The organism is Paenibacillus sp. VTT E-133280 (assembly GCF_002264385.1).
Taxonomy (GTDB): domain Bacteria; phylum Bacillota; class Bacilli; order Paenibacillales; family Paenibacillaceae; genus Paenibacillus_AQ; species Paenibacillus_AQ nitricinens.
This window is the reverse complement of record NZ_NFUX01000102.1, coordinates 1-17,908: the sequence shown is the minus strand read 5'-3', so window position 1 is coordinate 17,908 and position 17,908 is coordinate 1. Positions and strand designations below refer to the sequence as shown.

The 17,908-nt window shown below is 39.7% G+C and carries 24 protein-coding genes and 3 pseudogenes; 7 read left to right on the top strand and 20 right to left on the bottom strand.

From position 1 onward, the window contains the following. Positions 1-195: 195 nt before the first annotated feature. Positions 196-464, bottom strand: a pseudogene (locus tag CA600_RS28540) (heavy metal translocating P-type ATPase); the annotation flags it as partial. Positions 465-599: 135 nt separating this feature from the next. Between CA600_RS28540 and CA600_RS28535 the strand changes: the two are divergent. The 3 genes from CA600_RS28535 to CA600_RS28525 all read left to right on the top strand — a co-directional run bounded on the left by CA600_RS28535 (position 600) and on the right by CA600_RS28525 (position 1,924). Continuing rightward, the gene (locus CA600_RS28535; RefSeq protein WP_094874495.1) at positions 600-782 is read left to right on the top strand and encodes a hypothetical protein; all 183 of its coding nucleotides are present in this window, start codon (positions 600-602) and stop codon (positions 780-782) included. 64 nt (positions 783-846) lie between these two features. Then, entirely contained in the window at positions 847-1,377 is a 531-nt protein-coding gene (locus CA600_RS28530) for a hypothetical protein (protein ID WP_094874494.1), read from the top strand. Continuing rightward, a complete protein-coding gene (locus CA600_RS28525; protein WP_143812437.1) occupies positions 1,322-1,924 on the top strand; it encodes a hypothetical protein in 603 nt (200 codons plus the stop codon). Before CA600_RS28530 ends, CA600_RS28525 begins: the two co-directional genes overlap by 56 nt. A gap of 285 nt (positions 1,925-2,209) precedes the next feature. On the opposite strand, the gene CA600_RS28520 is transcribed toward CA600_RS28525, so the two are convergent. The 6 genes from CA600_RS28520 to CA600_RS28490 form a co-directional block, all read right to left on the bottom strand. Beyond that, on the bottom strand, positions 2,210-2,440 hold the full coding sequence (locus CA600_RS28520) for a hypothetical protein (protein ID WP_094874492.1): 231 nt from the start codon (positions 2,438-2,440) through the stop codon (positions 2,210-2,212). A 93-nt stretch (positions 2,441-2,533) separates the two neighbouring features. Beyond that, positions 2,534-2,935 (bottom strand): NusG domain II-containing protein, encoded by a 402-nt coding sequence (locus CA600_RS28515; protein WP_094874491.1) that lies wholly within the window; start codon positions 2,933-2,935, stop codon positions 2,534-2,536. A gap of 60 nt (positions 2,936-2,995) precedes the next feature. Continuing rightward, positions 2,996-4,105: a YncE family protein gene (locus CA600_RS28510; RefSeq protein ID WP_094874490.1), complete on the bottom strand. Its 1,110-nt coding sequence runs from the start codon at positions 4,103-4,105 to the stop codon at positions 2,996-2,998. A gap of 296 nt (positions 4,106-4,401) precedes the next feature. Then, entirely contained in the window at positions 4,402-4,614 is a 213-nt protein-coding gene (locus tag CA600_RS28500) for a DUF2933 domain-containing protein (RefSeq protein WP_094874488.1), read from the bottom strand. A gap of 206 nt (positions 4,615-4,820) precedes the next feature. Then, positions 4,821-5,111: a hypothetical protein gene (locus CA600_RS28495; protein ID WP_094874487.1), complete on the bottom strand. Its 291-nt coding sequence runs from the start codon at positions 5,109-5,111 to the stop codon at positions 4,821-4,823. 50 nt (positions 5,112-5,161) lie between these two features. Then, entirely contained in the window at positions 5,162-5,701 is a 540-nt protein-coding gene (locus CA600_RS28490) for a hypothetical protein (RefSeq protein ID WP_143812217.1), read from the bottom strand. A gap of 428 nt (positions 5,702-6,129) precedes the next feature. Here CA600_RS28490 and CA600_RS32235 point away from each other — a divergent pair. Further along, positions 6,130-6,540, top strand: a pseudogene (locus tag CA600_RS32235) (C40 family peptidase). Between the two features lie 248 nt (positions 6,541-6,788). On the opposite strand, the gene CA600_RS28475 reads toward CA600_RS32235, so the two are convergent. The 4 genes from CA600_RS28475 to CA600_RS28460 form a co-directional block, all read right to left on the bottom strand. Then, positions 6,789-8,207 carry a sensor histidine kinase gene (locus CA600_RS28475; RefSeq protein ID WP_094874484.1) on the bottom strand — a complete coding sequence of 473 codons (1,419 nt, stop codon included), beginning with the start codon at positions 8,205-8,207 and terminating at the stop codon, positions 6,789-6,791. Continuing rightward, positions 8,197-8,910 carry a response regulator transcription factor gene (locus CA600_RS28470; protein ID WP_094874483.1) on the bottom strand — a complete coding sequence of 238 codons (714 nt, stop codon included), beginning with the start codon at positions 8,908-8,910 and terminating at the stop codon, positions 8,197-8,199. Before CA600_RS28470 ends, CA600_RS28475 begins: the two co-directional genes overlap by 11 nt. Before the next feature lie 35 nt (positions 8,911-8,945). Then, a complete protein-coding gene (gene lgt, locus CA600_RS28465) occupies positions 8,946-9,740 on the bottom strand; it encodes a prolipoprotein diacylglyceryl transferase (RefSeq protein WP_094874482.1) in 795 nt (264 codons plus the stop codon). Positions 9,741-9,969: 229 nt separating this feature from the next. Beyond that, positions 9,970-11,160, bottom strand: coding sequence for a cell wall-binding repeat-containing protein (locus CA600_RS28460; RefSeq protein WP_094874481.1), 1,191 nt, complete (start codon positions 11,158-11,160; stop codon positions 9,970-9,972). Positions 11,161-11,315: 155 nt separating this feature from the next. On the opposite strand from CA600_RS28460, the gene CA600_RS28455 reads away from it, so the two are divergent. Beyond that, the gene (locus tag CA600_RS28455) at positions 11,316-11,939 is read left to right on the top strand and encodes a hypothetical protein (RefSeq protein ID WP_094874480.1); all 624 of its coding nucleotides are present in this window, start codon (positions 11,316-11,318) and stop codon (positions 11,937-11,939) included. Here CA600_RS28455 and CA600_RS31025 read toward each other — a convergent pair. The 3 genes from CA600_RS31025 to CA600_RS28445 all read right to left on the bottom strand — a co-directional run bounded on the left by CA600_RS31025 (position 11,914) and on the right by CA600_RS28445 (position 13,525). Continuing rightward, on the bottom strand, positions 11,914-12,168 hold the full coding sequence (locus tag CA600_RS31025) for a hypothetical protein (protein WP_143812216.1): 255 nt from the start codon (positions 12,166-12,168) through the stop codon (positions 11,914-11,916). The two genes, CA600_RS28455 and CA600_RS31025, sit on opposite strands and share 26 nt — an antisense overlap. Before the next feature lie 398 nt (positions 12,169-12,566). Beyond that, complete coding sequence (locus tag CA600_RS28450) at positions 12,567-13,037, bottom strand: hypothetical protein (RefSeq protein ID WP_179281769.1); 471 nt, start codon at positions 13,035-13,037, stop codon at positions 12,567-12,569. 299 nt (positions 13,038-13,336) lie between these two features. Continuing rightward, positions 13,337-13,525: a DUF2933 domain-containing protein gene (locus tag CA600_RS28445; RefSeq protein ID WP_094874478.1), complete on the bottom strand. Its 189-nt coding sequence runs from the start codon at positions 13,523-13,525 to the stop codon at positions 13,337-13,339. A gap of 202 nt (positions 13,526-13,727) precedes the next feature. On the opposite strand from CA600_RS28445, the gene CA600_RS28440 reads away from it, so the two are divergent. Together CA600_RS28440 and CA600_RS28435 are read left to right on the top strand one after the other, a co-directional pair. After that, complete coding sequence (locus CA600_RS28440) at positions 13,728-13,913, top strand: hypothetical protein (RefSeq protein WP_094874477.1); 186 nt, start codon at positions 13,728-13,730, stop codon at positions 13,911-13,913. Between the two features lie 241 nt (positions 13,914-14,154). Next, complete coding sequence (locus CA600_RS28435) at positions 14,155-14,526, top strand: hypothetical protein (RefSeq protein WP_094874476.1); 372 nt, start codon at positions 14,155-14,157, stop codon at positions 14,524-14,526. Between the two features lie 454 nt (positions 14,527-14,980). On the opposite strand, the gene CA600_RS31395 is transcribed toward CA600_RS28435, so the two are convergent. The 6 genes and pseudogenes from CA600_RS31395 to CA600_RS28415 form a co-directional block, all read right to left on the bottom strand. Further along, positions 14,981-15,154, bottom strand: a complete 174-nt coding sequence (locus tag CA600_RS31395) for a hypothetical protein (protein WP_179281768.1) — start codon at positions 15,152-15,154, stop codon at positions 14,981-14,983. Positions 15,155-15,503: 349 nt separating this feature from the next. Further along, positions 15,504-15,701, bottom strand: coding sequence for a hypothetical protein (locus CA600_RS32230; protein ID WP_373455909.1), 198 nt, complete (start codon positions 15,699-15,701; stop codon positions 15,504-15,506). An 82-nt stretch (positions 15,702-15,783) separates the two neighbouring features. Then, positions 15,784-15,867: pseudogene (locus tag CA600_RS32225) on the bottom strand (four-helix bundle copper-binding protein); the annotation flags it as partial. 204 nt (positions 15,868-16,071) lie between these two features. Then, positions 16,072-16,266, bottom strand: a complete 195-nt coding sequence (locus CA600_RS28425) for a DUF2933 domain-containing protein (protein WP_094874474.1) — start codon at positions 16,264-16,266, stop codon at positions 16,072-16,074. A 309-nt stretch (positions 16,267-16,575) separates the two neighbouring features. Next, positions 16,576-17,052, bottom strand: coding sequence for an asparagine synthase-related protein (locus tag CA600_RS28420; RefSeq protein WP_373455908.1), 477 nt, complete (start codon positions 17,050-17,052; stop codon positions 16,576-16,578). Positions 17,053-17,401: 349 nt separating this feature from the next. Beyond that, positions 17,402-17,872 carry a C40 family peptidase gene (locus CA600_RS28415; RefSeq protein ID WP_094874472.1) on the bottom strand — a complete coding sequence of 157 codons (471 nt, stop codon included), beginning with the start codon at positions 17,870-17,872 and terminating at the stop codon, positions 17,402-17,404. Positions 17,873-17,908 lie beyond the last annotated feature (36 nt).

The window sequence follows — 17,908 nt, the reverse complement described above, 5'->3', positions numbered from 1 at the left end:
CTTACGACAACAGCGGCCGGAAGTCCAAATATTCCCCGTAGTTACAACTGACACCTTGGATGTATAGTCTTTAGAGAAATTAGTATTGGGACTTTTTCAGTGGCCTCGATATTCTTCGAAGTCTTTTTTGAAATCATCGAAAGTAGGAGACACGTAACTTCTGATAACCAAAGGGATACCAGACCCGCTTCATGTTTATAGCTTTACACGTTGTAATCGAAGAGCATTTAGAACTACGGATACAGAGCTAAGTGCCATAGCCACTCCTACAACCCAAGGCGCCAAGAGTCCAGCAGCAAAGAATAACCCAGAGTATTTTAACCAAGAGCCCAGAACAGATTCTGGCGGGTCTTAGTCATTGTCTTGTGGCTCATATATATGGCATCAGGAATACTCGTCAAGTCACCTCGAATCAGAGTTACATCTACTGCCTCCATCGCAACGTCCGTTCCAGTATTCATGGCAGGATAGTTTAAAACTTTCACGAATATACAATCAAGATAATACCTTACTTACAACGTTCATAAATTAGAGCATGTTTAATAGTGCTTAAGATTAGCCAAATGAAAGTAATAAAAGAAAATAAGGAGCGATTTCGTATGAATAACCTACAGGAAAAGGTATTGTTAATCGGTGAATTAACAACAGAATCAATTGTCAATGAATTAAAGATATTAGATAAGGTATATATAAATAAACTATTAAGTTCTTCTCCTGATAATTGGAGAGATGCTAAACAGAAAACAAGAGAATATTTCACATGTTTTTATGAAGTTGACTGAAAGTGCTATTCTTAGATGTTGCGACGACGAATACTTCGAAGGCCTAAGGAGAATATGTACCGCAATGAAACCATATTTTCACAAAGTCTATGTGTATGAAGATAACTTGAAATACATATTCAATTCTGACGTCGAGCTTGAACTTGATGATGAAGAGTATAAGAAAGAACGGGAAGCAGGCAAAACACAACAGAAATTAGTTATAGATTATCTTATCAACTGCGGGGTTGAAATTGTTCCTTATAATCGGAGATTAGAAATTTCAGTATCAACTAGAGCCTTTTTAAAAGAAACCACAAAAGGATTACTTTTTAGGTTATATGTAAACAATGAACAGTTATGGTCAAATGAAATTGATAAGCTCCTCTCCCTTTTTTCAGACTATCTTAAGAAAACGAAGGGATTCAACGTAAACCTAGATCAAATGAATACTCAGAATGGTGTAATATACTCTTTTTATTGTGATGATCAAACGTTGGATTCAGAGAACTTTGAAAGATCATTCACTGAATTCACTGACTTTTTAGAAGTTTGTGCAAATGATGTTAATCAAGCAAGTAGTATGCTATTGGATGCAAATTTATCAAGTAAATGAGATGAGTAAAATTATAAGTAAATATGCTAGAGAAGCAAAAAGATTAGCAATAGATATTAAATATGAACAAGAATCAAAGTTGTTAGCTATTAAACATAGATTGCATTCTGAAATGATTGACCTGGGTTCACCAGATCCAATCAACAGCATGGTTACAACGACAAGACCAGACTCTTTCTTAGATATTACAAGTCCTGACTATCTTAATGGATTCATTAGTAACGTAGATACAGTAAACATTCACAACCCACAAATCCTCTCCAATGTAAGGGGAATTATAGCAAAAGAAATAAATGGAGGTTTAAATTATAATGATTTTGATGAACAATTATTAAGAATATTCAAAGATAAAACGTCGTCAAAGATAGAGTATTTAAATTTAAAAACTGCACTTGATGAATTGAAAGATGAAACAACTCCTGAAACTAACAAGGTTACCGCTATGCAAAAAATCAAGGAATTCACAGTGAAAGCAGGATCAAGTATTGGACAAGTGGGACTGAATTTATTGGAAAAGTACATTGAGAATTTACTTCTTGGCTCATAAATCTTAATCAGTGAGTCCCAACATCCATACACTGCTCTTCTACGATGTGCCTGAGGAGTCCTTTAGGGCAATTTAAAGGAGAATAATGCCCCCTCCTAAGCTCAGTTTAACCGATCAAGATCCAGTTTAATTTCTGATTTTTATTTCGCAGGTGATGGATGTCGGAAATGCAACAAACTCTATAGGACTTCGTGCTTCCTACAAGTATGAATACATATTCTTAAAAATGAAAAAAGCTGACAACCGGTTCAAAACGGGAAGTCAGCTTGTTATTTGAAAGCCCTCTTAGATCGATTGCATCATTTTGCTCATATCGGCACCTTGCATCATTTTGCTCATGTCTCCGGATTGATGCATGTCTAATAACTGATCTTCGGACATATTAGGGTGCATCTCCTTCATGAAGGGAAGCATGTCCTTCAGGTGGGATGTTTCATCTCCCGCTGCATATACTGCTGTTCCAATACCCATCGCTAATATAACTGTGCTAAGACCAATCCAAAACTTCTTTCTCATTTAGTATCTCCTCCTATATTTTCTTCTTCTCTGAATAAACGGGGATGAATGAAGTTCAGAAATAAATATTTTTGTTCAAGGAAATCCCAAAAGTTAAATGACAGCGTCAAGTTCATCCGCATTTTTATTACCGCCTGGGTTAAGTACTTCAACCATCACCCGGTTAGGAATACAAATGATCTGCTGATGAGGCTTCGAAATAAAGCCCATTTGTAAGGCGATTTTTTTGGGACAATCAGAAAATATCATCTGGATACCGTAATCAAATACCTTCAAGGTATCATGTCCGTATTTAGTTTGGATATCGATAATTTGCTCTTCCTTTGTTAAATTGACGGTCTTATATGTTCTGCCATCCACCGTGATTTGGGCAACTAACTGGCCTTGAACATACGTATCATTCCGTGAATCAAACCATTTCACTCCGTATATCAAACCTACAATGAAAAGTACGATACCAATAATCACAACGTCTCCACGTTTTATGTTCTGCAACGTCCTTACCCTCTCGCTTTGTACTCATTCATTGAAAATCAATATGAACTCTATATCAGCTTAGGGTGTGTAACTAATACCATTCGGAGTTGCACCTACATTAACCTGGGAGATCACCTTGTTTTCTTGGTTATCTATGACGCTGACGGTATTGTCAAACATGTTCGTTACATATATGCGGATATTATCCGTACTTGTTACGACACCATGAGCACCCTTGCCGGTTTCTATGGTTGCAACCACTTGCTGTGTACTCAAATCGATTTTGGAAATGCTGTTTGAAGGGTTTTCCTCTGTACCTTGATTGGCAACAAAGGCATATTGATCATCTGACTGGATAAAGACTTGTGCAGGGCCTGCACCAACAGGTACTTTCACACTACTACCTTTTTCCAAATCCATTATGGTAACTGCATTTTCAGCGTTAAGCGTAACAACCAAGGTTTGACCATCACTTGTTATACCTGTTGTAACAGGAGTCTGTCCTGCCGTAATCTTCTGTTCTTCTTTCATCGTTTGGAGGTTTAACACGCTGACGGTATCTTCCTTCATATTAGCAACATAAGCGAATTTACTATCTGCAGAAACTCTAAATCCATGCGGTCCCTTTCCCGTAGGAATTGTTGTTACCTGTCCATATGTCTTGGCATCAAGAACCGTCACATTATCATCTTCATTATTGGAGATCAGGATATACTTATTGTCTTCTGTAAATACGATATGTGCAGGGTGTAATCCCACCTCTACCTGGTGAATCTTATTGTTTGTTGCTGTATCATAAAATACCGCAGATCCGTTCATGTCATGATCGGAATTATGATTATCATCACTCTCACTCATCTCCGGCATTTCGGGGACTACCGTTACTCCAACGGTTTTTCCATCGGGTGAAATCTGAACATTGTGAACGGCTCCATCCATTTGAATGGTATCTAGTACTTTATTGGTGGCTGCATCTATCTTCGAGATGCTGCCTCCTTCATTCGCTGTATAATAGACTCCCCTTTCTTCCAAGGCTCCTTCTCCTGGGGAGGGTTTATTCGACTCTACAGTTTGACTATTAGCAGCTGGTAGTGCAGAGTTCAGTTTCGTACTTGAACCATTACCACATGCTGTGAGTCCTACTGCAAGAATAAGGATAGACAGACCGATTATCATTTTTTTGTTCATAGTATAGTTATGCCCTCCAACTAAAGTAATTAAGGATCATTTTATGTTTCTCTTTCGCATCATTAGCGGCATCAATATTAAATGTGAGAGCGGGCAAATAAGTAACAGGCTGTATGTTAAGATATTGCTAGATGCCCCTTTGGAAGAATTCGCTACAAGCATAATCCCTATAAGAACAATAGGTAGGATGCAGCATAATTTCATAAACCAACCATGTTTTTTTATTTCACCGTGATCATGACCGTTATCCTCGTGGGCTTGTTTTCCATGATTGTGATTTCCACAACAACTCATTCCTAATTCCCCCTTACGACTGCTTTATCTTTTAACCCTTGCACTTCTTTTTGCAATAAATCATTTTGTGCTTTTAAATTCAATAATTCTTGCTGTACCTCACCAGCGGAAAGTTGTTTCTTATGAGGACCATGGCTGTGTCCACCTCGCATACCAAACATCATAAATATCATCATTAACGGACAAACCAGAGCGATTAGCCAAGACCAATCCATATCGTTACCTCCATAAAAATATGATTTGTTATAGTCTCATTGTAGGGAATGACTATGTAGAAAATATGTAGAAACATTGGGTTAATCATAAAGATAGAAAAAATTCACAAATATTTATTAACAAGAAAAGAACAAGCTGTAACCCGGTTTTTCCGAAGTCAGCTTGTTCTTTTTCCTGAATCCATTGGATTTGACTATTCGAACGATTACATCATTCCCATTCCGCCGCCACTGCTGCTTGAATTGCCGTTGTTCATATTCATGTCATCATCCATCATACCGCCTGAGCTTCCCATAGTAGAACCCTGTTGTCCCATATAGCCTTGCTGCATTTGCATCATTTCCTGCTGTAATTTGTTCATCTGTTGCATCATATTTTCCATCTGATCCATCGATACACCATTCCTAGTCCCTTGCATGGTTCCTCCTACCACCATGATAATTAACCCAACAAACGAGATTATGGCTAGTTTCAGCCACCCATTATTGCTTTTCATTTTGAATCCCTCCAATTTCGTATCGTTATTTCTTCAATTCCATGTTAGATTCAATCGTTCGCTGTTTTATCCTTTTGAGTGGGCTTCTCTTTTTTTCCTGAGGTAAGGAAAGCTCCATTTGAAGAAGCCATAGTGATATATTGTTTCACATAGCTGAATAAGAAAGCAATCAATGCCATGATCATAAGGATGGTCAACAGTATAATAAAAAACGTTATTTTTGCCGAAACACTTAAGCTGGAAATCAGTCCAATTTGATTTGGATAAAATCCTCCATTCATCAGAATACCCAAGAGATACAAGACCACAAGTACACCCAGTAAGGTGGATGCCAGAACGACTATCGTCTTCAGCATAGGATCATTGCTAATGAATTCTTTCCCTCTGTTAAATGATTCTTTAAAATACTTGTTCTTCACCCATACTCCTAGTCCGATAGCCAGGCTAAGAATTAACACCACAACTAACAACTGAGTCAAGCCAGATAAAAGGCCACTCATCACACCACCTGAATTATAGTTCCCCGCGCCCATCATGCCTTCTGCACTTCCAGAAACTCTAAACCCTGACGGCATACTCGACTCGTCCATCTGCATCATTTCCTCCTCTTAATGAACAGTTTGTCTAACAATACTCTGATGCTCTTGCTGTATTTCAAGCGTACCAATGTACTTTGGGAAAAGTATGGAGAAAGAATGTTCTTGTAAAAAATCATATTGTAGCTAAAGTTCTTGTGGGAATCATGTGGACTTTATGTGGTTTCAATGGAGTTTATAGAAAATGATGGTGCCAAATATTACGCCTTACAAATCTATAAAACCCTATGTTAGGATGTGAGCAGATTCACATGACAACATAAGGAGGAACACAACATGAAAAAAACAATAGCTATCTTTTCGTCTCCATAACATTATTCACGAGTCCATCTGGGATTCTTTCTACCTATGCGGCTAGCGAGCTCCCTTTACAGTCGACAGCAACAGCGAGTACTCTGAGAGAGAACGTAATAAGACAGGGAATGAATTATCTAGGCACTCCTTACGAGTTTGGTTCAATCCGTAGTAACACTAAAACTTTCGATTGCTCTGATTTTGTAAGACAAGCTTATCTAGAAGGGACGGGAATCATACTACCCGCAGATTCGAGGACTCAAGGGGCTTATATCAAAAAAACGGAATGGACATAACCAACTGGAGAATCCTGAAACCAGGGCGACATTATGTTCTTTATGTCTTACCGTGGCAGCAAAGAAACCGATTATAAGGGGATTAACAAAAATAAGGCCCGAATTATGCATAACGGCATTTATATCGGAAACAGTAAAATTATACAAACTTATTCCATAAAATCAGGTGGAGTTCGGATTGATAACATTGAAGGTACCAAATGGGAAAAACGTTTTCTATTTGGTGGTAGCGTTCTTAAATAGAAATAAAAAGGGAGCAGCATTAACTACTGCTCCCTTTTATCCACACTGGCAAGGTTTATTTTTTTGACCTTCTGTTTAGATTCAATACTCTCAGCAGCAGGAACAAACTTATCGCGATGAGTACTGCACATATCAAAAATGTTTTTACGAAACTGCCAAATTGAAGAAGCGTCTCACTCCGAAAAGAAACGGCTGACAGGGTCATACACATGACCCCTATTCCCATAAAGAGAAAGGATATAAGCCATTCAATTTTCTTCACATGATTCCCCCCCATGGCTCGGTTGCAGCATAAAGTGAACTTCAAACCGGGTACCTTCGCCTAACTTACTGGTAACCGTTATTTCCCCGCCCTGTAACTCAATTAGCTTTTTAACGATGGATAAACCTAATCCCGTCCCCCCGAATTGACGGGAACGAGATTTTTCCACTCTATAAAACCGTTCAAAAATATAAGGCAGGTCTTCTTCAGGAATTCCTATCCCTGTATCCTCAACAATTAAGATTACCGATGTAGTGGTATACTGCAAATCTACATTAATGCTACCCTTCTCTGTATAGCGAACGGCATTCTCCAGCAGATTCAAGACGATTTGCTCCATCCGTTTACCATCTGCAAGAACCAAAGAACTGGTGCCATACGGATGGAACGACAGGCTTAAGCTTTTTTCTTTTCTCTTCAATTCAACTTTTTGGACAGCCTGTTCCACCAGGTCCGTCATGTTGATCCGTTCTAGTAAAAGGGGTATTTTCCCTTCTTCCATTTTTGCCAAATCGAAAACATCATCGACTAAATGCTGCAGCCGGACCGCCTCTTGATAAATGATATCCAGGTAACGTTCTTTCTCCTCTTCGGTCTCATAGAGGTGATCTCTAACCACTTTAGAGTACCCTTCCAAATAGGTAATGGGTGTCCGCAGGTCATGTGAAATGTTAGAGAACAACTCTTGACGGGTATCCCGGTAACGCTGAAGATCGGCCGCTAAATCATTGATGGCCTCCGCCAAACTTCCGATTTCATCTCTACTTTTGATCTCGATCCGGGTTTCCAGTTCACCTATAGCAATTTTACGAGTAGCTTTTTGCATTTGTAAAAGCGGACGAGACAAGACTTGGGCGATAATCCACGTAATTCCCAAAGCTAGCAAAAATGCCCCCATCCCGGAGAGGATCAGCAAATTCCTTACTCCAGATAGGGATTGCTCCATTTGTTCCGTAGAAGACATTACATAAAGGGCTGAGGTAATGACACCTTCGCTAGAGATCGGTTGACCGGAAACAAAATAACGATGTCCGTCAGGATCTTCATACAGCAAGCTAACCTTTTTGCCGGTAAAAATCTTTTCGAGGTCAGAATTCCGAATAAACGCTCGGTCGGCTGAATCATGGACACCGGAGTGAAGATTTACTTTTCCATTTTCTAAAATATTAAAGATACTAACATTCGAAAACTCCGCAAAAGTCATCATGGTCTGCTCGGATGTCGTATCGGCAGCATTAGCCATAACCGAAAAGTGGGAGGCAATCTCCTCGGTTTCTTTTCGCATTTCGGCGGTATAAAAATTTGTGAACATTTTGTCGATGGCAAAGCCCAGGAATAACAAAACAATCAAGAGTACAGTAATGATCACAAGTCCTAGTTTTAACCCTATACGGTTATTTCGCATCTTGATTCTCTGCCGCTTGAAATTTATAGCCTACTCCCCACAACGTTTGGATCGGATTATAACTCATTCCAGCTCTATGCAGCTTCTCACGAATATTCTTAATATGAGTATCCACCACTCGAATTTCACCCTCATAATCATGTCCCCAAACCCGTTCAACCAGTTCCTCCCGGGTAAAGGCACGCTGTTTGCTCTGGGCTAACATCATAAGAAGATCAAATTCCTTTTGAGTAAAATCTACAGGAACCTCATGAATACGAATCTCTCGAGCATCCGGGAAAATATTTAACTCTGGAAAATCCAGCACCCATTGTGGGGGTTGCAAGACTTGAGTAATCGTAGACCTCCGGATTAACGAATACATTCTAGCCAATAACTCTTCAGGTTCAAAGGGCTTCGTTAAATAATCATCTGCCCCTACCCCAAGTCCATGGATTTTGTCTTTGGTTTCCGTACGTGCCGTGAGCATCAGAATAGGTACGGTATCTGTTTCTCTGACAGCCCTGCATACTTGCCAGCCATCCATATCAGGCATCATTACATCCAGCAATATGATATCAAAGGTGTTTTTTTTTATCATAGACAGGGCTTCTTGACCCGTTGCAGCTTCTTGAATTCGAAATCCTTCTTTCATTAGATAAATACGAAGTAAGTTCCGCATATTCCACTCATCATCTACGATCAATACCTGTAGTTTTGACATTATACCCACACTCTCCATTCTTTATTTTATCTACTTCAACCCGCTGTACCGCTAGTTATCGGTGTATCCAGTCTTTGTTTTCTTATAAAGTACACCATAAGAACCAGAGCCACACTCATTACCGAAACACTAGTCCATTGGCCAGCTGTCCAGTCGAGCGCATACCGCGGAGAATCTCCACGGAGATATTCCAGTAAGAATCGGCCAGCTGCATAGAGAATATTGTAGGATAGAAAAAGAACACCTCTAGGCAGTTTCTTGTTTTTTAAGGAAAGAAGAATAGCAAAGACAACAAAGTCCCACTGTCCCTCCCAGACTTCTGCCGGCCATAATGGAACAGCTCCATACTGCTCATAGGCTAACGTTCCTTCTGGATAAACGACTCCAAAACCCGCATTAGTAGGTGAACCAAAAGCATCTCCGTTTAGAAAACAGGCTATGCGACCAATCGCTTGTCCCAATATGATTGCTGGCGCAAGCATATCTGCTAATTCCCAGAAGGAGATCCGATGGATTCGGGCATAGGCTGCTGCGGTAACGCTCCCCCCAATCAATGCTCCCTGTATAGAGATCCCACCGTTCCAGATTGCAATAATTTCTGAAGGATGCATCGAAAAATAGTCCCATTGAAAAAAGAACACGTGCCAGATTCTGGCTCCAAGAATTGCCCCACCTATAACGTAAATCATCAAATTGGGTATATGCTCACGAAAAGAAGTATCTCTTGCTATGTATAATGCCACTCCCACCGCCGCCAAAACCGCCAGTGTGACGACAACTCCATAGGATCGAATTGTAAAGCCGCCTATTTCAAATAATTCTACTCTCATATGATTCCCCTTCGGTATACGACTTTATCATTTCTTACCTGATGATCTGATTAGCTATCTTTATTGTACGGACTGAATATGTAGAAAATATGTTGAAACATTGGGTAAAGATTGGGTTATCATGACTTTCAACGGATCATGTGTACCAAAACAGGCTGACAACCGAGAATTGACCGGTGCCAGCCTGTTCAGTGATATCAAGAATTTGATATCAGTTTATGAATGACAATTAATGGCCGGAATGCGGGTTTCCGCCAGATGCAGGGGAAATCTCAAGCATATCATCAATCTCACTTTGGGTAGTGGCAGAAATTGTTGAGCTCTCACCGGTTACCCAGGCATGATTGTAGGGACCTTCTGAAGGTGATTTCTGAAATTTGGGTTGAACATTCATCAAATATTCCATCACAGAATTCGGCAGTCCATCCTTTTCTGTAAAAATCAACGGAGCGTGTTTGCCCAAATGACTAAATGGAGCAGCAGCGATTGCCAGCATCGTCGAATCTGTCGTCAAGAACGAAAAGTTATGTCCGGGCGTAGTGATTCCCCATCCAAAATTATTGTTAGTATCTTTATACTGGGCAAAAGCGATCGCATTTTCGTAGGGATTTTCGCCTGCAATTCGGGTTACCGATCCATAAGACTTTAATTCTTCTTCAACTTTGCTGGATATAACCGAGTCTGGACCAAGGACATAGATGGTCGCCTTTCCTCCGCGCTTATTCAGAGCTTCCACTGTAGCTGCAGGAATTTCGTCTTTCTTCACATAGAGTAATGGTTCTGGCATGTGGGCGATCCAATTTACAGCTGGTAATGTATACTCAGGACTATCCATGGACCCAACAATGACGGCCTGTGGAAGCTCACCCGCTGCTTTTGCATAATAGGCATCAATGGCCTGTGCAACAGCTGCTGGCTCGTCCCCTTCAATCTTATCGATCTTCATATCCAAGGTGTTCAATTGCTCTTCAACGCTTGACGATACTGGCCCTACAATAACAATCTGTATGTTCTCATTCCCTTTAGCACCCATCGGCTTCAGCCGCTTAAGCTCTTCTATTGTTACAGAAGGAACACTCTCTTTGCCAAAAAAGAGAACCGGCCCATTGCTGGGGTGATGAATCAAATCGGTGCTAGCCGCAGCGATTTGCCAGTTACTCACATCGGTCAAAACCACACTTGAGGGTCTATTATTTTCTGTCTCCGCCGTCCAAAGTGTGCGGGAGACCAGAACTGCTGCCTGAGTCGGATCAGACGTATTAATGCGTGTCGTATTTTTAGTCCCCACCCAAGGTTCTGAGATCGTAGTACTCTTTGGTTCATTGGTTGCTGCTTCAGAGTCTTTATTGCCTACTTGACATCCAGATAAAATGGCACTTAATAACAACGTTAACGATCCAATGATTAAAACCTTTTTCATTCCATTTCCTCCAATTTGTAATATCTTAATTTTATTAACTATACTTTACATAAAAATTGTGTGGAAACTATGAAGTTCTACCCTATATTTTAGGGTGGAATGAATCCCTCTCTTTGGCCATACGATACATTATCAACAAACAGGGGGTTGTACAAATGACAAGCTGGATGGTTGCTACAATCTTTTATGTTTTCATGGCATGTTGGTCATTCGGTTTCATTTACCGCTACCGTTGTAATCTTACAAGTACGATCACGATGATATCCCCAATGGTAAGCGGCATGATCATCGGCTTTGGGGGAGGAACGATTGCGGGTTTGTTACTCAGTCATAACTTGCTGCTATCCCTTTTCATTTGTGTTCTTATCGGGATGATTGCAGGTGGCAGTATAGGGGCGATAATCAGTATTGGTGCCTTTCTGAACGGGGCATTATCTGGCATGATGGCAGGGATGACGGGCGCGATGCTCATTAATATGCTTCCCACTTCACAGTGGAGCCAAAGTATCTTAGCATTTATGGTTATCAGTGGTATTTTTCAGTTTGTCCACCTGTTAATGCTTCAAGGGCAGATTGAAGAAAAAATCCTTAGCCAGTCCCCATGGATATATCGCAGTCCCGCGCTTATGCTCATTGTAACCGTTATACTTCTTTCAATTCACATCACCTTCGAACGTAAGGAAGCTTCACTCATCGACTCTAGGTCTGCCCCGAAGCCTGAGCATATTCAACAACCATTCGATAAAAGTAAGTCTAGTGGACACCGAATGTCTCATTAAGAATAGCTGGTGTACCTATAGCCATTCTCCACTGCTCATCAGGCAACACCGACTTTGCAATAATTTGGAGGTTAGAACATTCATCCCGTATTGTTTTTGATCCATGAAACAATCCTGAGTAATACTTCGTATTAAACTGTTCTTCATTATGGTTGGAACCTACTTCATCCGCACAAACGTATACTTCGATTGGAGCCAGTAACTTATGGAATGAATTCCTCGTCTTCATATTCCCTTAGATATGTATGACTTCATCCGAAAGCTGGGACAGTAAATATATATCATTAATCACATGTGCTATGGGAAAGACCTGCTGAGTCTTTCCAGAACATACTGTAGTTGTACCCGCTATAAGAAAAAGAGTACCCAATGCCCCCAAATTCAACACCCCTTCTATTAATTTACAAATAGGTTGGCCGAGCCTTATTATTTTTATACTCCTATCTTTCTCCATAGATTCAATACAATTTCAGGGTAAATCAAACCTAATTATTTTTATCCCTCCTAAAAATTAAACCGTCTGATCATTTTCAACCTATTGCGGTTTGGTTGCAATCAGACTATGAGCAGCTCTTTCGATTGGAAGTGTTCAAATACCGTCTCTTGTCACTATGATAACAGTACTTTTTACAGTATTAAACCACTTGTCTGACTTGTTGTAGCTGCGTTCTCCATATTCATTGCTTCGGAAGCCTGTTGTGCCTGCAACATCGTTTGCTTGGTTTGGTTATCTACCCATTGAATTGTGCTATCAAATTCCATTATCGCTTGAGCCATTTGATATATAGCCTTGTTTGCCTGTTGCACATCTCCGACTACGGTAGACTCTGCTACAGCATTCTCTGATAAATTAGATAAAAAACAATTCCTTGGCATCGTAAGTTTTTGAGGTACATTACTTAATACTGCCTTGTTTTGGAACAATACATTGTAACGATTGACATACACTTGATAGTCCAGGTTCGTCGCTTCCGTCAATCTAACCATTTTATTTATATTCTGATTAAGTTGATCCAAAAGATATGCTCCCTCAGACAGGAAATATAGACCTCTTTGGTAACGCCCAATCAGTAGTGGATTGATAGAACTAGAAGACATTAATTCTGCTACTTGATTATGATAATCACGATAAGTGCGATTCCAATAATATTGCGCAAAGCAAAATTCCCGCCTCCTTTTAGCAGCTCTACATTTATCTACTTTTTTTATTGCCGTAAGAAAAGAATACCAACGGAATTTTGGGAAAGTATGGAGAAACAATAAGGAAAAATATAAATAATCGGGATGCATAGCCCTGATATGTGAATGAACAAAAAAATCGCCCTATCTAAACGGTAGGTTGTGTGACACCTTCGTTTAGCTTAGGACGATTGTTCGATTGTTAGTTATAAAATTTTCTAGTCAATATTTAATTGTTTTTTCAATCGTTCGTTTTCCACTTTTAATTCATTAAAGTCTTCGTGAAGTGTCCAATCTACTTGTGATTGGTTCGAATGAGATCCATGACCAGGCATTCCTTTCATCCCAAACATCATAAATATCATCATCAGTGGACATAACAACAATAGTAACAATGACCATTCCATCTGTGTGCCTCCTCTGTAAATTGTCTTTCTTTTGATATTTTTATTATAGAAGAGTGATTTGTGGATTTGATGTTGAAACATTGGGCATTCCATGAAGTTATTGATTCTTGGCTTAACTCCTTAATGTCTACATTGAACCGACACATATTAATGGTATTTTTAAATGGAATTAAATAAATGAAACAACAAGGAGGAATTATTTATGACAGGTTTGAGCCAGGTATCAAGTGCAGGTAATATGCCAAAAAATTGTGGAATGGAAGGTATGCATGGAGGGGCTGCAATTAAGCAAACGACCAATTACCAACACACTGAGGCCACTCATCAGAACCATACGGCAAAAATACCGGATCAGTATCGAGGGCAAACTGTTGATATTAAGGTCTAGGAGCTACTTACATACCAAATAAATCGTAAGCGTCAAACAGCCCAAACCTTGAGATCAGGATGAGGGCCGTTTGACGCTTACCTTTACAATGGACTGATCATCAAAATCCCCCGCTAAAATTACATTGGTATGGCTCCTTTGTTGTTTCTGCTAACAGGCATCGCTTCGTTATAACTTCATCTCAACTCCATATTTCATCCTTATAATAAGTGTAAAGAATTTATAAAGGAGGTGAACCCCCTTGAAAAAAGAAAGAACCTTACTCAAATCGATCAGTTCTGTCCTTTTCGCGCTCTTTGCATCTGCACATCATTGGCTTCATACCCTGTTGATTGCCTTAGGATTAACATCCTTAGGTGCTGGGCTCTTCTCCATGGCTCCATCTCTTAAACTCATTTTTTTAGTCATCTCTCTTCTCTTGTCCATATGGTTTATCGTTGTAGCGAAACGAAGGTGGAAAAAAGATCGTCCTGCGGCATGGGTATATTTCATTTCATCGATCATATCCATCATCCTGGTTATTACAGCGGTACCTCAATCCATTTCGGATTTTCTGGATAAGCCCGTACAACAAAACAATCAACAAGAGGAGCATTCAGAGCATCACAAATAAATCAATAGATAAACCGTTTAGAGGAGTGTAAGTATGTTTTATGGTTTGGTTATAGGTTTATCGAAGGGCTAGAAACATTTTTGCAGTGGGGAGGCGCTGCTTTATTATGTAGCATCTTAATCGCTATTATTCTGTCAGTGTTGACCCTAACTATTTTTTCTGCGTGGTGCTATGGTTGAACAAACAAAGCAGAGTTATCAATGGAGCTTGGAAAGTAAAGCTCTTTCTGTTTTACAAGCAGACCGGATTAGCGGACTGAGTATTTTTTCCTTCTTCACACAGAAGTTAGTGGAAGTCAGTATATGTATGTCGCTGGGTGGGTGATTTTCCTTTGATGGGGGGGAACCTCCACCCAAAGAGCATCATGGTCACAGAAGTCTTTTTGAACCCATTACCGGCCTTTTTTTTGGTCCTCCTGGCCTCCCCATTCAAATCCCTCTAGAGCACTCCTTCTTCATCGATCCCATGGCAAAGTGGCAGCCTCTCCATCGATGATGCCACATTTGAGCTTCACGGCAGGCCATAGAGATATACCACGGACTGTATGACTGAAGCATTTTCCAGCTTTTCCGCTTGCTGTTTCCGGTTTGAATAGGGACAGAAATGAATTATTTAGGTTGTTGTCCATCTTAACTCCTCAGATTATTACAATATTAACGAACGAACATTATGGATGGTTATACGGCTGGTATGATGGCTTAGACAAGATCTAATCCCATTATTCTCCATGACACATCAACATATTCCCACCGTTACACATCGATAAATAAGGGAGCATATGGACTTACTAATTAAACACAAATTAACATTGCCTATCCTAATTAGATGACAACACTAGACGAAGGGCGAATTAGTCTGTCAATGTTACTAAAAAATAATAAACTATTGCAAAACGACGAAAGCTCTTACTAGCTTTCGTCGTTTCTTTATTTCTCATGGGTGCAACTATCTAAAATTCCGTTCATTGCTCCCCTCAATCACCTAACCTCAACTTTACGAAGCCATTTTACGGCATTCATCTGCACATTTACGACAATACTCAACACATTTCTGACAATGTGCGTCTTGAAATTTCGAACATTCTGCAGCACAATCGTCACAGATCTTTGCACAGACTTGGCAAAATTCTTTTGCGTATATACTTCCACGAGCCATCCATTGGGCAGCTGTTGCACAGATATCCGCACAATCACGCAAAGTGTGGATACAGTGAATTCTTGCTTGCACGTCTGTCTCTTTAAGACAAGAGGTTAAACATTCTTCACATGCTTGCATACAGTCGTTACAACTATCAATACAACTTTGAAAATGTTGAACCGAAGAATGTGAAATTGTCGTCATTTTTATTACTCCTTCATAATTTTAATGTTTGTTCATCCTAAGTTATATTATCCTAAAAGTGTATTTATATACAAAATCTAGCCAGACTGAGTTCGTGATTTATAGCTTGTACAAAGAAATCGCCCCGTCAAAATGGTTAATAAGGTCTTCCATTTATCCATGGGCGATTTCAATGGAGTTTTATATGCTTTTCTCTAATATGAGTTATTTAGACAAGCTTAGAAGTTGCTTTTTCATTCGTTCGTTCTCTACTTTTAACTCATTATAGTCTTCGTGAAGTGTCCAGTTGGATTGTGACTGGTTTGAATGAGAGTCTTTACCATGCATTCCTCTCATCCCAAACATCATCAATACCATCATCAGTGGACAAATCAACAGCAATAGCAAAGACCAATCCATCTGTGTACCTCCTCTGTAAATTGCTTTCTTTTAATATTTTTATTGTAGAAGAGTTGTATGTGGATATGATGTTGAAAGTTTGCATATTTCATGAAGTTATTGTTCCTTGCTTAAGTGATTGAAAAAAGCAATCCGGGTAATAACAACCATGTTCCTTCCTTTTCCTCTCCAGTCATTCCATAATTCGCAACCAACTGTTGATTTAGTCCCCGATTTAAGATGGATAGGATCACATATCTGAATATTTTTCCTCTCGGTAGCTTACGCTATCTCAAAATTAGGCGACTACAATTGACTACTATTATCGAGTTATGAGTTGACTAGAGCTTGCCTGAATGTAGACTGTTTAATATACATGGAATGCCACAACGAAAATATATAAATCGTCCAAATCTTGCGGGAATAATCGGCCGTTCCCATTCGATGTTGTTTTAACATCTCTTTAACAACATTTAGTTGAATCCATTGGTCCACCCCACTCTCTGTAATTTGTTGAAGGATGGTATCACCCATTGGGGTTAATAACCATTTTTTCAAAGGCACAGGAAAGCCTAATTTTGGACGACCTAACACAGAATGAGGTACGATTCCCTCCAGGGCTTTACGTAAGATGTATTTAGTGGTTCCTATTGCGAGCAATAATGAAGCAGGAATTTTCTGGGCAATCTCAAACACTTCTTTATCAAGGAAAGGAACACGAACCTCTAAAGAGTGAGCCATACTCATCTTATCGGCTTTCATTAATATATCACCAGGCAACCAAAGGTTAAGATCTATTAACTGCATACGGGTTACGTCTTTTAAACCTTTGTGCCCCGCGTAAATAGGTTTCGTGATTTCTGTCGTAGTTTCCCAGTATTTATATAGATCCGGATGGAAAGAAACGAGAGACCTTTTCTCACCTTCAGAAAAAATGTTGGCATTTCCGAAAAATCGATCTTCTAAGGGTACCCCTCGGGGGTATGTCAATTGTATTATTACCGTTTTTTCACACCTTCCACTAAACACTAAGCCTCGACGCAAAAAGACCTCTCACAATAAAATACAACCTGTGAGAAGTCTTTTTCTTAAAGAGGATGCATACAAACCCAGAAATTAAAAAGGTAAAAAAACAGATGCTGACCTTACAAACTCATCATTCACTAATCATTTTGAGGTAGCTAGTTTCGCTCACTACACGGCGAGCAGTGACATAACGATCACGATAATATGACTCTGAGAGTCTACTAATTCTTACGCCTTTACTGCTTGAGGAATGAGCAAACTGATCATCACCTACATAAATGCCTGCATGGGAAATTCCTGTACCAAAAGTGTTAAAAAAGACCAGATCTCCTACGCGAAGATCATCTTTAGACACGGGTGTGCCTACTTTAGCTTGAGATTGTGATGTGCGCGGTAAATCACCTGCATTAAATTTATCTAATATATACAATATGAAACCCGTACAATCAAAACCCGCCGCCGTAGTCCCCCCCCATAAATAAGGAGTCCCCAATACCTCTTTCACTTCATTTTCAATACTTACTTCACTTGCGTAGGTGCTTGCAGGAACAGAAGTGAACAATACTGCAGCCCCCACTACGGATAAAATAAACTTTTTCAGAATCAGGTTCTCCCTTCAATGCCTACGGAGTTAGCT

What these genes read in the sequence shown, in the direction of transcription:
- CA600_RS28535 (WP_094874495.1), top strand. Translation starts at nt 600, where the DNA reads ATGAATAACCTACAGGAAAAGGTATTGTTAATCGGTGAATTAACAACA.
- CA600_RS28530 (WP_094874494.1), top strand. Translation starts at nt 847, where the DNA reads ATGAAACCATATTTTCACAAAGTCTATGTGTATGAAGATAACTTGAAA.
- CA600_RS28525 (WP_143812437.1), top strand. Translation starts at nt 1,322, where the DNA reads ATGATGTTAATCAAGCAAGTAGTATGCTATTGGATGCAAATTTATCAA.
- CA600_RS28520 (WP_094874492.1), bottom strand. Translation starts at nt 2,440, where the DNA reads ATGAGAAAGAAGTTTTGGATTGGTCTTAGCACAGTTATATTAGCGATG.
- CA600_RS28510 (WP_094874490.1), bottom strand. Translation starts at nt 4,105, where the DNA reads ATGAACAAAAAAATGATAATCGGTCTGTCTATCCTTATTCTTGCAGTA.
- CA600_RS28500 (WP_094874488.1), bottom strand. Translation starts at nt 4,614, where the DNA reads ATGGATTGGTCTTGGCTAATCGCTCTGGTTTGTCCGTTAATGATGATA.
- CA600_RS28495 (WP_094874487.1), bottom strand. Translation starts at nt 5,111, where the DNA reads ATGAAAAGCAATAATGGGTGGCTGAAACTAGCCATAATCTCGTTTGTT.
- CA600_RS28490 (WP_143812217.1), bottom strand. Translation starts at nt 5,701, where the DNA reads ATGGACGAGTCGAGTATGCCGTCAGGGTTTAGAGTTTCTGGAAGTGCA.
- CA600_RS28475 (WP_094874484.1), bottom strand. Translation starts at nt 8,207, where the DNA reads ATGCGAAATAACCGTATAGGGTTAAAACTAGGACTTGTGATCATTACT.
- CA600_RS28470 (WP_094874483.1), bottom strand. Translation starts at nt 8,910, where the DNA reads ATGTCAAAACTACAGGTATTGATCGTAGATGATGAGTGGAATATGCGG.
- lgt (WP_094874482.1), bottom strand. Translation starts at nt 9,740, where the DNA reads ATGAGAGTAGAATTATTTGAAATAGGCGGCTTTACAATTCGATCCTAT.
- CA600_RS28460 (WP_094874481.1), bottom strand. Translation starts at nt 11,160, where the DNA reads ATGAAAAAGGTTTTAATCATTGGATCGTTAACGTTGTTATTAAGTGCC.
- CA600_RS28455 (WP_094874480.1), top strand. Translation starts at nt 11,316, where the DNA reads ATGACAAGCTGGATGGTTGCTACAATCTTTTATGTTTTCATGGCATGT.
- CA600_RS31025 (WP_143812216.1), bottom strand. Translation starts at nt 12,168, where the DNA reads ATGAAGACGAGGAATTCATTCCATAAGTTACTGGCTCCAATCGAAGTA.
- CA600_RS28450 (WP_179281769.1), bottom strand. Translation starts at nt 13,037, where the DNA reads ATGTCTTCTAGTTCTATCAATCCACTACTGATTGGGCGTTACCAAAGA.
- CA600_RS28445 (WP_094874478.1), bottom strand. Translation starts at nt 13,525, where the DNA reads ATGGAATGGTCATTGTTACTATTGTTGTTATGTCCACTGATGATGATA.
- CA600_RS28440 (WP_094874477.1), top strand. Translation starts at nt 13,728, where the DNA reads ATGACAGGTTTGAGCCAGGTATCAAGTGCAGGTAATATGCCAAAAAAT.
- CA600_RS31395 (WP_179281768.1), bottom strand. Translation starts at nt 15,154, where the DNA reads ATGGACAACAACCTAAATAATTCATTTCTGTCCCTATTCAAACCGGAA.
- CA600_RS28425 (WP_094874474.1), bottom strand. Translation starts at nt 16,266, where the DNA reads ATGGATTGGTCTTTGCTATTGCTGTTGATTTGTCCACTGATGATGGTA.
- CA600_RS28420 (WP_373455908.1), bottom strand. Translation starts at nt 17,052, where the DNA reads ATGCAGTTAATAGATCTTAACCTTTGGTTGCCTGGTGATATATTAATG.